At 68.7% G+C, this 14,670-nt stretch carries 11 protein-coding genes; 1 reads left to right on the top strand and 10 read right to left on the bottom strand.

Features of this window, described 5'->3' with window-relative positions:
- Positions 1 to 12 precede the first annotated feature (12 nt).
- From AC3RX1_RS05110 to AC3RX1_RS05070, 9 genes are all read right to left on the bottom strand, one after another.
- Positions 13 to 2,124: an ABC transporter ATP-binding protein gene (locus AC3RX1_RS05110; RefSeq protein ID WP_491500166.1), complete on the bottom strand. Its 2,112-nt coding sequence runs from the start codon at positions 2,122 to 2,124 to the stop codon at positions 13 to 15.
- The gene (locus AC3RX1_RS05105) at positions 2,117 to 3,058 is read right to left on the bottom strand and encodes an ABC transporter permease (RefSeq protein ID WP_491500165.1); all 942 of its coding nucleotides are present in this window, start codon (positions 3,056 to 3,058) and stop codon (positions 2,117 to 2,119) included. The genes AC3RX1_RS05110 and AC3RX1_RS05105 overlap by 8 nt, the downstream gene beginning before the upstream one ends.
- A gap of 1 nt (position 3,059) precedes the next feature.
- A complete protein-coding gene (locus tag AC3RX1_RS05100; protein ID WP_491500164.1) occupies positions 3,060 to 4,040 on the bottom strand; it encodes an ABC transporter permease in 981 nt (326 codons plus the stop codon).
- 231 nt (positions 4,041 to 4,271) lie between these two features.
- A complete protein-coding gene (locus AC3RX1_RS05095; RefSeq protein WP_491500163.1) occupies positions 4,272 to 4,886 on the bottom strand; it encodes a PH domain-containing protein in 615 nt (204 codons plus the stop codon).
- Positions 4,883 to 5,425 carry a PH domain-containing protein gene (locus AC3RX1_RS05090; RefSeq protein ID WP_491500162.1) on the bottom strand — a complete coding sequence of 181 codons (543 nt, stop codon included), beginning with the start codon at positions 5,423 to 5,425 and terminating at the stop codon, positions 4,883 to 4,885. The genes AC3RX1_RS05095 and AC3RX1_RS05090 overlap by 4 nt, the downstream gene beginning before the upstream one ends.
- A gap of 23 nt (positions 5,426 to 5,448) precedes the next feature.
- Positions 5,449 to 7,119, bottom strand: a complete 1,671-nt coding sequence (locus AC3RX1_RS05085; protein ID WP_491500161.1) for a dipeptide ABC transporter ATP-binding protein — start codon at positions 7,117 to 7,119, stop codon at positions 5,449 to 5,451.
- Positions 7,116 to 8,054: an ABC transporter permease gene (locus AC3RX1_RS05080; RefSeq protein ID WP_491500160.1), complete on the bottom strand. Its 939-nt coding sequence runs from the start codon at positions 8,052 to 8,054 to the stop codon at positions 7,116 to 7,118. Before AC3RX1_RS05080 ends, AC3RX1_RS05085 begins: the two co-directional genes overlap by 4 nt.
- Positions 8,044 to 8,973: an ABC transporter permease gene (locus AC3RX1_RS05075; protein WP_491500159.1), complete on the bottom strand. Its 930-nt coding sequence runs from the start codon at positions 8,971 to 8,973 to the stop codon at positions 8,044 to 8,046. Before AC3RX1_RS05075 ends, AC3RX1_RS05080 begins: the two co-directional genes overlap by 11 nt.
- Before the next feature lie 174 nt (positions 8,974 to 9,147).
- Positions 9,148 to 10,779 (bottom strand): peptide ABC transporter substrate-binding protein, encoded by a 1,632-nt coding sequence (locus AC3RX1_RS05070; RefSeq protein WP_491500158.1) that lies wholly within the window; start codon positions 10,777 to 10,779, stop codon positions 9,148 to 9,150.
- Positions 10,780 to 10,973: 194 nt separating this feature from the next.
- Between AC3RX1_RS05070 and AC3RX1_RS05065 the strand changes: the two genes are divergently transcribed.
- Positions 10,974 to 11,771, top strand: a complete 798-nt coding sequence (locus AC3RX1_RS05065) for a CPBP family intramembrane glutamic endopeptidase (RefSeq protein WP_491500157.1) — start codon at positions 10,974 to 10,976, stop codon at positions 11,769 to 11,771.
- Positions 11,772 to 11,797: 26 nt separating this feature from the next.
- On the opposite strand, the gene gcvP is transcribed toward AC3RX1_RS05065, so the two are convergent.
- A complete protein-coding gene (gcvP, locus tag AC3RX1_RS05060) occupies positions 11,798 to 14,620 on the bottom strand; it encodes an aminomethyl-transferring glycine dehydrogenase (RefSeq protein ID WP_491500549.1) in 2,823 nt (940 codons plus the stop codon).
- Between the last annotated feature and the right edge of the window lie 50 nt (positions 14,621 to 14,670).

The following is a 14,670-nucleotide window of genomic DNA, read 5'->3' as shown; positions in this document are numbered from 1 at the left end:
GAGCCTTCTCGCTCAGCCCACCACCAGGGTGTTGCGGTCGACGTGGTGACAGGCCACCAGGTCGCCGCCGTGGTCGACGAGCTCCGGGTCCTTCGCGACGCACAGCGCGCGCTCGGGCTCCCCGAGGATCTTGTACAGCGGGCACCGGGTGCGGAACCGGCATCCGTCGATCTGCTCGGCGGGACTCGGCAGATCGCCGTCCAGGAGCACCCGCTCGCGGGACCGCTCGATGGCCGGGTCGGGGATGGGCGCTGCCGACATGAGCGCCTGCGTGTACGGATGCTTCGGAGTGTCGAACACCTCGGCGATCGGGCCGTACTCCACGATCCTGCCGAGGTACATCACCGCGACGTCGTCCGCGATCTGACGGACGACCGCGAGGTCGTGCGCCACGAAGATCAGCGACAGGCCGAGTTTGTCGCGCAGGTCCTGCAGGAGGTTGATGACACCGGCCTGGATCGACACGTCGAGCGCGGAGACCGGCTCGTCGAGCACGAGGATCTTCGGGTCGGTGGCGAGCCCGCGCGCGATGCCGATGCGCTGGCGCTGCCCGCCCGAGAACTCGTGCGGGTAGCGGTCGAGCATCGACGGGTCGAGGCCGACCAGGTCGAGCAGGTCGGCGACGCGCTGGTTGCGCTTGTCGCGCGACACGCCCTGCGCGAGCAGCGGCTCGCCCACGACGTCGGCGATCGGCAGTCGCGGATCGACGGCGGCCGCCGGGTCCTGGAAGACGATTTGGATCTCGCTGCGCAGCTTGCGCCGACTGTGCGGCGTGAGCCGCGAGACGTCCTGCCCGACGACCTCGACGGAGCCGCTCTGCGGCTTGACGAGCTCCATGAGCTCGAGGATCGTCGTGGTCTTGCCGCATCCCGACTCGCCGACGATCGCCAGCGTGCGTCCGGGCTTGAGCGAGAACGACACGCCGTCGACGGCGCGCACGGTGCCCACCTGACGGCGGAACACCCCGCCCTTCATGAGGGGGAAGTGCTTGACGAGGTCGTCGACCTTGAGCACCGGCTCCGATCCGACCGTCGCCTTCTCCCGGGCGGTGAGACCCTCGGGCCGCGGGAAGATCTCGGGCCGGGTGAGCTCACCCGAGACGATCTCGCCGGCGCGGTGGCACGCGGAGAGGTGGCCGTCGGGTCCCTCATGCGCGACGAGCGCCGGTTCCTCCGTACGGCAGATGTCGATCGCCGCGGGGCAGCGCGGCGCGAACGGGCAGCCCGCGGGAAGCTTCGCGAGCGACGGCGGGCGCCCCTCCAGCGGGACGAGTCGGTGCGTGCCGGCGGTGCGGATGTTCGGGACGCTGCGCAACAGACCGATCGTGTACGGCATCGTCGGCGCGTGGAAGACCTGGTCGACGGTCCCGGTCTCGACGAGCTTGCCGGCGTACATCACCGCCACCCGGTCGGCCTGGCCCGCCACGACGCCGAGGTCGTGGGTGATCAGCGACACGGCGGCGCCGGTGAGCTCCTTGGCCTTCTGCAGCACCTCGAGGATCTGCGCCTGGATCGTGACGTCGAGCGCCGTGGTCGGCTCGTCGGCGATGATCAGTCGCGGGTCGTTCGCGATGGCCATGGCGATCATCGCGCGCTGGCGCATCCCGCCGGAGAACTCGTGCGGGAAGGCGGTGGCCCGGCGGCTCGGGTCGGGGATGCCGACGACCTTGAGCAGCTCCACGGCACGCGCGGCGGCCGCCTGCTTGCTCAGCGCCTTGTCGTGCAGCCGGAGGGCCTCGGAGATCTGGTCGCCGACGGTGTACACCGGGGTGAGCGCCGACAGCGGATCCTGGAACACCATCGCGATCTCGCTGCCGCGGATGCGGCTGAGGCGGCGGTCGTTCATGTCGAGCAGCGAGGTGCCGTTGTACAGGATCTCGCCCGTGACGCGGGCGGTGTCGGGCAGCAGCCCCATGATCGCGAGGGACGACACCGACTTGCCGGAGCCCGACTCGCCGACGATCCCGAGGAACTCCCCCTCGTCGATCGTGTAGCTGATGTCGCGGACCGCCCGCACGTCGCCGGAGCGCTGCGGGAAGGTCACCGAGAGGTTCCGCACCTCCAGGAGATGCGGACGCTGTGTGGGAGCCGCGAACGGCTGGGGCTGAGCAAGGGTCTCAGGCACGGTTCACCCCCGAGGTCGGGTCGATGGCATCGCGGAGGGCGTCGCCGACGAGACTGATGGCAAGAAGAAGGACGATGAGGGTGCCGGAGGGGAACAGGAAGAGCCAGGGCCGGGTCGTGGCCGCGGACTGACCGTTCGCGATCAGGGTGCCCAGAGACACATCCGGGGGCTGCACCCCGAACCCGAAGAAGCTGAGGCTCGTCTCGGCGAGGATCATCGCGGCGATGCCGAGGGTGGCATCGATGATGAGCAGCGAGGCGACGTTCGGGATGATGTGCCGGCGCACGACCGACCACGTGCCGAAGCCCATGTAGCGGGCGGCCTTCACGAACTCACGGTCGCGCAGCGATCGGGTCTGGTTGCGGATGACCTGCGCCATGATCATCCAGCCGGTGATGGCGAGGAAGATCATCATGACGACCCAGCTGCCATGCGTGTAGGGGTACAGCAGCACCAGGATGAAGAACGCCGGCAGCACCAGCAGCAGATCGATCAGCCACGCGATGAGCTTCTCGACCCAGCCGCCCAGGTACCCGGCGGTGGCCCCGAGGACTCCGGCGATGATCGTCGCGGCGGGCCCGGCGATGAAGCCGATGATCAGCGACTTCTGGAGTCCCGAGACGATCTGCGAGAACAGGTCGTGTCCGAGGATGTCGGTGCCGAACCAGTGCAGGACCGTCGGCGGGTAGTTCATGTTGTCGACGTCCTGGTCGGTGGGCGACCACGGCGTGAGGAACTGGCCGAAGAGCGCCAGCAGGACGAACAGCACGACGACGGAGGCGCCGATCCAGAAGCGGGGCGTGTGCTGCAGGCGGCGCCAGATGACGCGACCGCGCGACGCGGGCTTCGTGGTGAGCGTCGTGGTGGTGGGCTCCGGCTCGGCGGGGCGGCCCATGTTCGGCTGCGCGAGCAGCTCGGTCTCGGAGATCGCCATCTCAGCGCCTCACTCTCGGGTCGAGGGCGGCGTACAGGATCTCGGACAGCGTCGAGGAGCACAGAATCAGGACCGCGATGAACAGGGTGGATCCGGCGAGCGAGTTGATGTCGTTCTGCTGGACGGACTGGATGGTCATCTCGCCCATGCCGTGCCAGCTGAAGACGATCTCGAGCATGGCCGATCCGGCGACGAGCGTGCCGAAGCTGTAGGCGAAGAAGGTCGACATCGGGATCAGGGCGATCCGCACGCCGTGCCGTACCAGGGCCGACCCGCGGGTGCGGCCCTTGGAGCGCGCGGTGCGGATGTAGTCGGCGCCCAGGACATCGAGCATCGCGTTGCGCTGGTAACGGCTGTACGAGGCGGCGCCCAGGAGCACGAGCACGAGGGTCGGCAGCAGAGCATGGGACACGCGATCCCAGAATTGGCTCCAGAAGTCCGGTGGAGCACTCCCCGAGTATTGGCCGCTGAAGGTGATCAGCTGAACGCCCAGGAGGTTGTTGAGGTTGGTGGCGACGATCATCAGCAGGATGCCCATGACGAACGTCGGCGTGGCGAAGATGATGTACGAGAGGATCGTGACGACCTGGTCGCTCGCCTTGTACTGACGGACGGCGCCCCAGACGCCGAGGATCACGCCCACGATCGCGCCGAGGATCGAGCCGACCAGCAGCAGCTGCAGGCTGACCAGCGAACGGACGCCGATCTGCTCGATGACCGGCTGGTTGCCGACCGTGAGACCGAGGTCGCCGTGGAAGATGTTGATGAACCACGTCCACGTGCGTTCGATCAGGGGGACCTTGGGGTTCACCCCCCAGGCGTCCAGCAGCTGGTCGATCGACGCCTGCGGAGGGCGCGGGTGGCGGTTCTCGAACTGCCAGACGGGATTGAGCCCGTTGCTGGCGAGGATGTAGGCCAGCGAGGAGGCGACCGCGGTGAGGATCAGATAGTTGATGATGCGGCGGACGATGTAGATGGTCATCGGCGCCACTTCGCAGCCGGGACAGGCCGTGCGCCCCGGAGGGTTCTTGCTGTGATCACGTTCGTGAACATTTCCTTGCTCGTCGAGCGCCGACTCGTGATCGACGACGATGTCGATGCCGATTGGTCTTCGGCGCAGCCCCTAGTTGGACCGGCGTCCACTCTAATCGACTTCCCGGATTTCCCCTTCTTTCACATCAATTCTTTATCGGGGTGTTAGCAGCGCGGCCGCTCACACGAAGATCGCCACGACGGCGCACACGAGGCACACGGCTCCGGCCACGAGGGCCGGGATGTCCCATCCCCGCGTGACGGGACCGTCCGCCGCGGACGCGGAGAGCCACATGCTGCGCGCGGCCTCCAGCCCGGCATCCCGTGCGGTCCCGCCGCCGCGCAGTCCGCTCGCGCCGCCGAGCGCGGGACCGAACGGGTTCGTCGCGGCGGTGACCGTCGGCATCGCCTGGCCGCCGCTCGTCGGGCCTCGGACGCCGCGGCGCGGCGCGAACGGACTCCCCCAGCATTCGATGCGCCTGCCGTCGTCCAGCTCCACCGTCAGCTGCGCGCGCCGCTCGATGTCGACGACCCGCGCCCAGGGCACGCGCACCCAGCGCAGCAGGTTCCGCGCCGTCAGCGCCCCGGCGTCGAGCCGCACGCTCATCCGCACGAGGAACAGCCACGCCGCCCACAGCACGAACAGCACCACGCCGACCGTGCGCAGCGCGACGTCCCAGCGACCCCGCACGGCGGCGTCGACGACGAACACGGAGGCAAGGCCCGTGAGCGCCCAGAACGCGATGAGCGACGACAGGGCGCGCAGGACGACGGTCTTCCCTGGACGATCGTTCATGAAGGTCCTCCGGTCACTGCCACGGCGATGACGGCCCAGACGACGAGCACGCCGAGCGCGACGAGGGCAGGGACGTCCCAGCCGTGCCGCACCGGATCCTCGACCGCGCCGCTGCGGGTCCGCGCGTGCTCCCAGGCGCGGACGATGGCGTCGTACTGCGCGACGACGTTCTGCGGGGTCTTGCTCGGATCGCCCGGGCGCCGGGCGCCGCCGCGGCCCTGCAGCGGGCCGCCGATCGCGCGGACGGCGGTGTCGGCATCAGTGAGGATCTCCACCTGCCAGCGCCACTGCACGTCGACCACCCGCCGCCAAGGGATGCGGACCGTGCGCAGGATGTTCTGCACCGTGATCGCGTCGTCGTCGATGGCGAGACTGGAGGCGTACGCGGCCGCGTACACGCACCACAGCGCGAGCAGCGGCCACGGCGCGAGCAGCATCATCTCGCCGAGCCCCGCGCGCACCAGGGCGTCGCCGAGCAGGAACACGACGACCGCGACCGACACGCCGAGGAAGACGAGCGCCGACCCGGGGCGGAACACATGCCGCCCCGGGACGCGGCCGATCAGCGCGCACCACCTCCGAGCGGGATCGCCGCGCCGGGGATCGCGTCGAGCAGACGCTGGGTGTACTCCTCGGTCGGGTTCGCGAAGATCTCGTCGACCGTCCCGAACTCGACGACGCGGCCCTTCTCCATGACGCACACCTCGTCGGCCACGACACGGACCACCGCGAGGTCGTGCGTGATGAACAGGTACGTGAGGTTCAGCTCGCTCTGTAGCTCGGCGAGCAGCTGCAGGATCTGGTCCTGCACCAGCACGTCGAGGGCGGAGACCGCCTCGTCGAGCACGACGATCTCGGGCTTCAGCGCGAGGGCGCGCGCGACGGCGACACGCTGGCGCTGGCCGCCGGAGAGCTCGTTCGGGTACCGGGTCGCGAGCTCCTGCGGGAGCGCGACCTGGTCGAGCAGCTCGACGACGCGCGCGCGGCGCGACGCCTTGTCACCCACCTTGTGGATCTCCAGCGGCTCGGCGATCGTGTTGCCGATGTTGCGCAGCGGATCGAGCGAACCGTAGGGGTCCTGGAACACCGGCTGCATCCGCCGGCGCAGTCCGAACACCTCGCGATCGCTCAGCCCGGCGATGTCGTGGCCGCCGATCTCGATGGACCCCGACGTCGGGTCCTCGATCTTCAGCACCATCTTCGCGACCGTCGACTTGCCCGAGCCCGACTCGCCCACGAGCGCCAGCGTCTTGCCGCGCGGGATGTCGAAGCTCACGTTGTCGACGGCGCGGAAGGGCACCGACCCGAACCCGCCCGTGCGGATCTTGTAGTCCTTCGTGAGGTCGCGCACGCGCACGGCCGTCGCATCCTTGATGTCGTCGACGTGCTCGATGCCGCGCCGCTCGGCCGTGGCCTGGATGCGCTGCGACGCGATGCTCGGCGCCGCGGCCACGAGCTTCTGGGTGTACGGGTGGAGCGGGTTCTCGAGGATCTCGCGGCTGGGACCCGCCTCCACGATGACACCGTGCTGCATCACGACGATCTTCTCGGCGCGCTCGGCGGCGAGCCCGAGGTCGTGGGTGATGAGCAGCACCGAGGTGCCCTTCTCGCGCGTCAGGCTCGCCATGTGGTCGAGGATGACGCGCTGCACCGTGACGTCGAGCGCGCTCGTCGGCTCGTCGGCGATGAGCAGCTTGGGGTCGGCCGCGAGGCCGATGCTGATCAGCGCACGCTGACGCATCCCGCCGGAGAACTGGTGCGGGTACTGGTGCAGGCGACGGTCGGCGTCGGCGAGGCCCGCCTGCTTGAGCACCTCGATCGCGCGCTCGTTGACGGCGCGCCTGCCGTGGGCGATGCCGTTGGCGCGGATGGCCTCCTTGACCTGGAAGCCGATCGACCAGACCGGGTTCAGGTTCGACATCGGGTCCTGCGGGACGTAGCCGATCTCACGGCCGCGCACCCGCTCCATCTCACGCTTGCTGAGGGTCGTCAGCTCGCGTCCGTCGAGCATGATGCTGCCGGCGGTGACGTGTCCGGTGCCGGGGAGGAGGTTGACGATCGCCGAGGCCGTCGTCGACTTGCCCGACCCCGACTCCCCCACGATCGCGAGCGTCTCGCCCGGGAACAGGTCGATGTCGATGCCGTGCAGCACCTCACGCGACTTCTTCTGGGTGCGGAACGCGACCTTCAGATCGCGGATGCTCAGCAGCGGGGTCTCCACTGTGGCGCTCATCGCTGCGCCCTCGCTCTCGGATCGAGGGCGTCTCGGATGAGCTCGCCCAGCATGATGAACGCCAGCACGGTGACGGTGAGGAAGATCGACGGGTAGATCAGCGACATCGGCGCGACCCGGATGGAGGTCTGCGCGTTCGCGATCTCGGTGCCCCACGAGATCGTGTCGTTGAGGCCCACGCCGAGGAACGCCAGCGTCGCCTCCGCCACGATCGCCGCGGCCAGGCTCAGGGTCGAGACCACCAGCAGCGGTGCGATGGCGTTCGGGATCACGTGCGAGACGAGGGTGCCGAAGTTCGACTTGCCGAGAGCGCGGGATGCCGTGACGAAGTCCGACTGGCGCACTCTGAGGATCTCGGCGCGCACGACGCGCGCGGTCGCCGCCCAGGCGAATCCACCGATCGCGATCGACAGCGTCAGCACGTTGCGGAACTGCGCGAACACCGTCATCACGACCACGGCCGCGAGGATGTAGGGGATCGAGAAGAAGATGTCGCCGACGCGGGAGAGCACCGAGTCGAGCCAGCCGCCGTAGTAGCCGGCGAGGGCGCCCATGATGAGGCCGATGAGCGAGCCGATGAGCGTCGAGATGAGGCCGACCGACACCGAGACCCGGGTGCCCCAGACGATGCGCGCGTAGATGTCGCACCCCTGGAACGTGTAGCCGAGCGGATGACCCGCCGCCGGGCCCTCGTTCGAGAAGGTCAGGTCGCAGCTCTTCGGGTCGGTGTGCGTGAACAGCGTCGGCACGAATGACATCAGCAGCACGATGATCACGATGAGCACCGAGATCCAGAACGTCGGGCGGCGACGGATGTCGCGCCAGGCGTCGGACCACAGGCTCGCGGGCTTCGCCGCCACCTTGACGGCATCGACCGAGACGGTGGTCGTCTCGATGGGGGCGACGTAGTGCGTCGCGGAAGTATCACTTGACATAGCGGATCCTCGGGTCCAGCAGCCCGTAGAGCAGGTCGACGAGCAGGTTCACGAGCACGTAGAGGATGACGAAGATCGTCACGAACGACACGATGGTCGGTCCTTCGTGGCGAATGGTCGCCTGGAACATCGTGTTGCCGACGCCGGGGATGTTGAACACGGCCTCGGTGACGACCGCGCCGACCAGCAGCACGCCGAAGTTGGTCGCGGAGTTCGTGATCATCGGGATCAGCGAGTTGCGCATGACGTGCACGGGGAGCACGCGCCGGCCCGAAAGTCCCTTGGAGTAGGCGGTGCGCACCCAGTCCTGATTGCGGGTGTCGATGACCGAACCGCGCATGAGGCGCATGCTCGTGGCGAACAGGCTCACGCCGAGGACGATGGCCGGCAGCCACAGGCCGCCCCAGTCGTTGTCGGCGCCGACCGTCGGCTTGAACCAGCCGAGCTTGATCGCCAGGAAGTACTGGGCGACGAAGCCGAGCACGAACACCGGGACCGACAGGAACACGAGTCCAGTGATCAGGGCGGCGTGGTCGAACAGCTTGCCCTTGCGCAGCGCCGAGATCGTGCCGATCACGATGGAGAGCGCGAATTCGATGGCGATCGACATGACCGCCAGACGTGCGGTGACCGGCAGCGTGCGGGCGAGGACATCGTTGACCGACTGCCCGGAGAACGTCGTGCCGAGGTCACCGCGGAAGATTCCGGTGAGGTAGTACCAGTACTGCACGAGGAACGGTTCGTTCAAGTGGTACTGCTCCCGCAGCGCTTCGAGCAGCTGCGGGCTGGGCTGCTTGTCGCCGAACAGCGCCGAGATGGGGTCGCCGGGCATGGCGAAGACAAGGAAATAGATGAGCAGGGTGGCTCCGATGAACACCGGAATCACCTGTAACAGACGCCTGACGATGTATGCGAGCATGCGCCCTCCCTTCGGGTACAGGGATGCCTCAGATCGCGTCGCGGCGGATGCCGGCTGCGTCGTGTGCTGCCGACATCCTCTCGCGGAAGTGATGCGAGTGCGAGTAGCGGATGACACGCCGCGAGGCGGTGACGTGATCGTCACCGCCTCGCGGTGTGGATCCCAGGGGCGGTGTCAGCCCTTGGTGATCTCGTAGTACAGCGGAACCGAGTTCCAGCCCAGCGTGACGTTCTGCACGCCCTCGGCGTAGCCGCCGGTGACGTTCGAGTACCACAGCGGGATGGCGGGGAGGTCCTTGAAGAGGATCTCCTGTGCCTTCTGGTAGTCGGCGACGGCCTTCGACGGGTCGGTCTGCGACGCGCCCTGTGCGAGCAGGGAGTCGAACTCCTTGTTCGAGTAGTCGGTGTCGTTCGAGCTGGCCTTGGTCGAGTACAGCGGCTGCAGGAAGTTGTACATGCCGGGGTAGTCGGCCTGCCATCCGGTGCGGAAGCCCGTCTTGATCTTGCGGGCGTTCACGTCGGCGCGCAGCGTCGCGAAGTCGACGTACGACTTGCCCGACGAGTCGATGCCGAGGGTGTTCTTGATCGAGTTCGTCACCGCGTCGACCCACTCCTTGTGGCCGCCGTCGGCGTTGTACGCGATCTGGAACGAGCCCGACCACTTCGAGATCTTGTCAGCCTGCGCCCAGAGCTGCTTGGCCTTCTCCGGGTCGTACTTCAGGACGTCCGATCCGGGGATCGAGTCCGACCAGCCGTTGATGACCGGCGAGGTGAAGTCGCTGGCCGGCGTGCGGGTCTTGTTGAAGATCTTGTCGGTGATCTGGTCGCGGTTGATCGCGAGCGACAGCGCCTGGCGACGGAGGGTGCCCTCTTCGCCGGTGAAGTGCGCGAGGTCGCCCGGGATCGAGAACGACTGGAAGATCGCGGCCGGCTGGTTGACGGCGCGGTCGCCCAGCGTCGACTCGAAGGTCGCGAAGGCCGACGGCGGAACCGCGTCGAGCACGTCGAGGTCACCGCTCTGCAGGTCGGCGTAGGCCGAGTCCTGCGAGGCGTAGAACTTGATCGTGAGGCCGCCGTTCTTGACCTGGCGTCCGCCGGTGTAGCCGTCGTTCTTCACGAGGTCGATCTGCACGTCGTGCTGCCACGCCGAGTCGCTCGCGAGCTTGTACGGACCGTTGCCGATGGGGTGCTCGCCGTACGCCTTCATGTCGTCGAACGCGACGTCGGGCAGCGGGTAGTAGGCCGAGTAGCCCAGGCGCTGCGACCAGTCAGCCGCGACCGGCGAGTTCAGCTTGACGGTGAAGGTGGTGTCGTCGACCTTCTTCAGACCGGTGAGGTCCGAGTCCTTCTCCGGGTCGAAGCCCTCGATGTCCGCGAACCACGACGAGTTCAACTGCTTGTTCGAGAACTTCGCGCCGTACTCCCATGCCTTGATGAAGCTGTCGGCGGTGAGCTCCTGACCGTTGGTGAACTTCTCACCCTTCTTGATCTTGATGGTGAGGTTCGAGGGGTCGTCGACGGTGATGGACTCCGCCATGTCGTTGACGAGCTTGCCCTTGCCGTCGTAGTACGCGAGGCCCGCGAAGATCGAGTCGAGGATCTTGCCGCCACCGGTCTCGTTCGTGTTGGTCGGGATCAGCGGGTTCTCCGGCTCGGAGCCGTTCGCTGTGATGATGGCCGACTTGTCGCCGCCACCACCGTTCGTCTTGCCGTTGTCACCCGTGTTGTTGCTCGAGCAGCCGCTGAGGGCGATGGTGCCCGCAGTCAGCAGCGCGAGCCCCACGAGGGCGATCTTCGTGCGCTTCACGTGTCCTCCAGTGAAAGGGATTGTCCGCGACCTCGTGGTGCGCACCAGTGCGCACCGCTTCATCGCGGCGATGACGACACCATAAGCACACTGGTGGCTCTGCTCCAAATGTCGCCGCCAACCGTTACACACCTTTTACCGATCGGGTGTCGGATGTGACATTCTGTGGAGTGTCCCACTCGCAGGCCGCCCTCATGCCCGAACCCCGTGCGCGGCTCTGGTGGGAGGTCGCCCTCGTCCTGGCGTGCACTCTCGGCCAGTCGGCGGTGTACTCGCTTCTCCTGCTCGTGCGGCGTTTCCTCGCGCCGATCCCGCTGTCGGATCAGTCGGCTTCGCTGAACACCCCGCAGGCGTCGCAGCCGTTCTGGGACATCCTGTACCAGCTGCTGGACATCGGATTCTCGCTCGCCCTGGTCGGTCTCGTCGTGTACCTGCTCTGGGACGGCGGTCGAAGCCCGTTCCGGCGGATCGGCCTCGACTTCTCCCGCCCCGCCCGCGACCTCGGTTCGGGTGCCGTCGTGGCTCTCGTGATCGGGGTGCCGGGCCTCGCGCTGTATGCGATCGGTCGTGCGATCGGCATCACGGTGCAGGTGCAGGCATCCCCCCTCGATCCGTCCTGGTGGACGATCCCCCTCCTCGTGCTGGCCGCGGTGCGTGCGGCGCTGCAGGAGGAGGTCATCATGATCGGCTATCTCTTCACGCGGCTGCGTCAGGCGGGATGGAACGACTGGACGATCATCCTCGTCTCGGCCGCGATCCGCGGCTCGTACCACGCCTACCAGGGCGTCGGACCGATCATCGGCAACTTCGCGATGGGCGTCGTGTTCGGCTGGTGCTACCGGCGGTGGGGTCGGGTGATGCCGCTCGTCGTGGCGCACACGATCCTCGACATCGTGTCCTTCGTCGGGTACCCCCTGGCGGCGGCGTGGTGGCCGGGCGTGTTCGCACCGACCCCGGCACCGACGCCGACGCCGAGCCCGTCCGCTTCCTGAGCCCCACGCGCGGCGCAGCGCGCCCGCTACGCGAACGCCTCGATCGGCGGGCAGGCGCAGACGAGGTTGCGGTCGCCCCAGGCCTGGTCGATGCGGCGCACGGGCGGCCAGTACTTCGCGCGCACGAGCGACGCCACGGGGTAGACCGCGAGCTCGCGCGGGTACGGATGCGTCCACTCGCCGGCGACCGCCGACTGCGCCGTGTGCGGCGCGTTCACGAGCGGATTGTCGTCGGCGGGCCACGCTCCCGCGGCGACCTCCAGCGCCTCCGCCTTGATCGCGATCATCGCCTCGACGAACCGCTCCAGCTCGGCGATGTCCTCCGACTCGGTCGGCTCGACCATCAGCGTCCCGGCGACCGGGAACGACATCGTCGGCGCATGGAATCCGTAGTCGATGAGCCGCTTCGCCACGTCGTCCACCGTCACCCCGGTCTGCTCGCGCAGCGGCCGAAGGTCGAGGATGCACTCATGCGCGACGAGCCCGTCGGCGCCCGTGTACAGCACCGGGAAGTGATCGCGCAGCCGTGCGGCGAGGTAGTTCGCCGAGAGGACCGCCGCGGCGGTCGCCTCGCGCAGCCCGTCCGCGCCCATCATCCGCACGTACGCCCACGAGATCGGGAGGATGCCCGCCGAGCCGTACGGCGCGGCGGAGACGGTGCTCCCCTCGAACAGCACTCCGCCGGCGTGGTCGGCGCGCTGGGCGAGCGGATGCGACGGGAGGTGGCGGGCGAGGTGCGCCTTCGCCGCGACCGGCCCGACGCCCGGCCCTCCCCCGCCGTGCGGGATCGCGAACGTCTTGTGCAGGTTGAGGTGCGACACGTCGCCGCCGAGGTCGCCGAACCGGGCGAAGCCCAGCAGCGCGTTGAGGTTCGCGCCATCGACGTACACCTGCCCGCCGGCGTCGTGCACGGCCTGCGTGATCGCCACGACGTCCTGCTCGTACACGCCGTGCGTCGACGGGTACGTGATCATCAGCGCCGCGAGCTCGTCGGCGTGCGCGGCGATCTTCGCCCGCAGATCGTCGAGGTCGACGTTGCCCGCCTCGTCGCACGCAACCACGACCACCCGCATCCCGGCGAGCACCGCCGATGCCGCGTTGGTGCCGTGCGCCGACGACGGGATGAGGCACACGGTGCGCTGCTCGTCGCCGTTCGCCCGGTGGTACCCGCGGATGGCGAGCAGGCCGGCGAGCTCGCCCTGCGAGCCGGCGTTCGGCTGCAGCGACACGCTGTCGTATCCGGTGACCTCGGCGAGCCAGGTCTCCAGCTGCTCGATCATGGCGAGGTATCCCCGCACGTCCTCCTCGGGCGCGAACGGGTGCACGCGCGAGAACTCCGGCCACGACACCGCCGCCATCTCGGTCGCCGCGTTGAGCTTCATGGTGCATGACCCGAGCGGGATCATCCCGCGGTCCAGCGCGTAATCGCGGTCGGCCAGCTGCTTGAGGTACCGCATCATCGCCGTCTCCGAGCGATGCGTGTGGAACACCGGATGGGTCAGGTACTCGTCTTCGCGGACGAGCACACGGTCCACCCCGGCGATGGGAGCGAAGCCGGCGGTCGACAGCTCGCGGTCTCCGTGCTCGTCCGCCTCCGGTGCGCCGAACGCTGCCGCGATGGCGGCCAGGTCGGCGATCGTGGTGGTCTCGTCCACCGACACGCCGACCGTGGCCTCATCCGCGCAGAACAGCTGGTAGCCCTTCGCGCGGGCACGCTCGACGACCCGCCGCGCGGTGCCGGGCACCGTCACGCGGATCGTGTCGAAGAACGCGTCGTGCTGCACGCTCTGCCCGTCCTCGCGCAGCCGCTGCGCGAGCGCATGCGCCTTGCACGAGACATCCTGCGCGATCGCCTTCAGTCCGTCCGGGCCGTGGTAGACCGCGTACATCGCCGCCATCACCGCCAGCAGCACCTGCGCCGTGCAGATGTTCGAGGTCGCCTTCTCGCGGCGGATGTGCTGCTCGCGCGTCTGCAGCGCGAGCCGGTACGCGGGGTGGCCGTCGGCGTCCTGCGACACTCCCACGAGGCGTCCGGGCAGCTGGCGCTCGAGCCCCGCGCGCACGGCCATGTAGCCGGCGTGCGGTCCGCCGAAGCCCATCGGCACGCCGAACCGCTGCGTCGTCCCGACGGCGACGTCGGCGCCGAGCGAGCCCGGCGACCGCAGCAGCGTGAGGGCGAGCAGGTCCGCCGCCACCACCGCGAGTCCGCGTGCCGACTGCGCCGCGGAGATCACCGCCGACGGGTCCCACACACGTCCGGACGCACCGGGGTACTGCACGAACATGCCGAACAGCTCGTCGGGCAGCGCCGCGCCGTCGGCCAGCGCGAGCTCGACGAGGGTGATGCCGACCGCTGCGGCGCGGGCGCGCAGCACCGCCTTCGTCTGCGGCATCGCGTCGGCGTCGACGACGAAGACATCGGAGCCCGACTTCGACGCGCGGCGGGCCAGCAGCATCCCCTCGGCGACCGCGGTCGCCTCGTCGAGCATCGAGGCGTTCGCCGTGGCGAGCCCGGTGAGATCGGTCACCATGGTCTGGAAGTTGATGAGCGCCTCCAGGCGACCCTGCGAGATCTCGGGCTGGTAGGGCGTGTAGGCCGTGTACCAGGACGGGTTCTCGAACACGTTGCGCGCGATCACCGCGGGAGTGAACGTGTCGTAGTAGCCGAGGCCGATCATGGCCCGGGCCGGATGATTCTGGTCTGCCAGCGCCCGCAGCTCCGCGAGCGCCTCGGCCTCGGTGGCCGCCGGCGGGATGTCGCTCGTCGACCGGGGTGCGGAGTGGATGGATGCCGGGACGGCGGCCTTCACGAGCTCCTCGACGCTGTCGAAGCCCAGCGCTTCGAGCATCTGCGCCTGTGCGTCGGGGCCAGTCCCGATGTGGCGGGCGGCGAACACCC

It is taken from the genome of Microbacterium altimontanum (assembly GCF_058349865.2).
The sequence above is the reverse complement of the archived record's forward strand: the minus strand, read 5'-3'. Positions and strand labels throughout refer to the sequence as shown.

Bases quoted from the DNA above. Each gene is read 5' to 3' on its own strand.
- AC3RX1_RS05100 (WP_491500164.1), bottom strand. From the start codon at position 4,040: ATGACCATCTACATCGTCCGCCGCATCATCAACTATCTGATCCTCACC.
- AC3RX1_RS05065 (WP_491500157.1), top strand. From the start codon at position 10,974: ATGCCCGAACCCCGTGCGCGGCTCTGGTGGGAGGTCGCCCTCGTCCTG.
- AC3RX1_RS05085 (WP_491500161.1), bottom strand. From the start codon at position 7,119: ATGAGCGCCACAGTGGAGACCCCGCTGCTGAGCATCCGCGATCTGAAG.
- AC3RX1_RS05095 (WP_491500163.1), bottom strand. From the start codon at position 4,886: ATGAACGATCGTCCAGGGAAGACCGTCGTCCTGCGCGCCCTGTCGTCG.
- AC3RX1_RS05080 (WP_491500160.1), bottom strand. From the start codon at position 8,054: ATGTCAAGTGATACTTCCGCGACGCACTACGTCGCCCCCATCGAGACG.
- AC3RX1_RS05075 (WP_491500159.1), bottom strand. From the start codon at position 8,973: ATGCTCGCATACATCGTCAGGCGTCTGTTACAGGTGATTCCGGTGTTC.
- gcvP (WP_491500549.1), bottom strand. From the start codon at position 14,620: ATGCTCGAAGCGCTGGGCTTCGACAGCGTCGAGGAGCTCGTGAAGGCC.
- AC3RX1_RS05105 (WP_491500165.1), bottom strand. From the start codon at position 3,058: ATGGCGATCTCCGAGACCGAGCTGCTCGCGCAGCCGAACATGGGCCGC.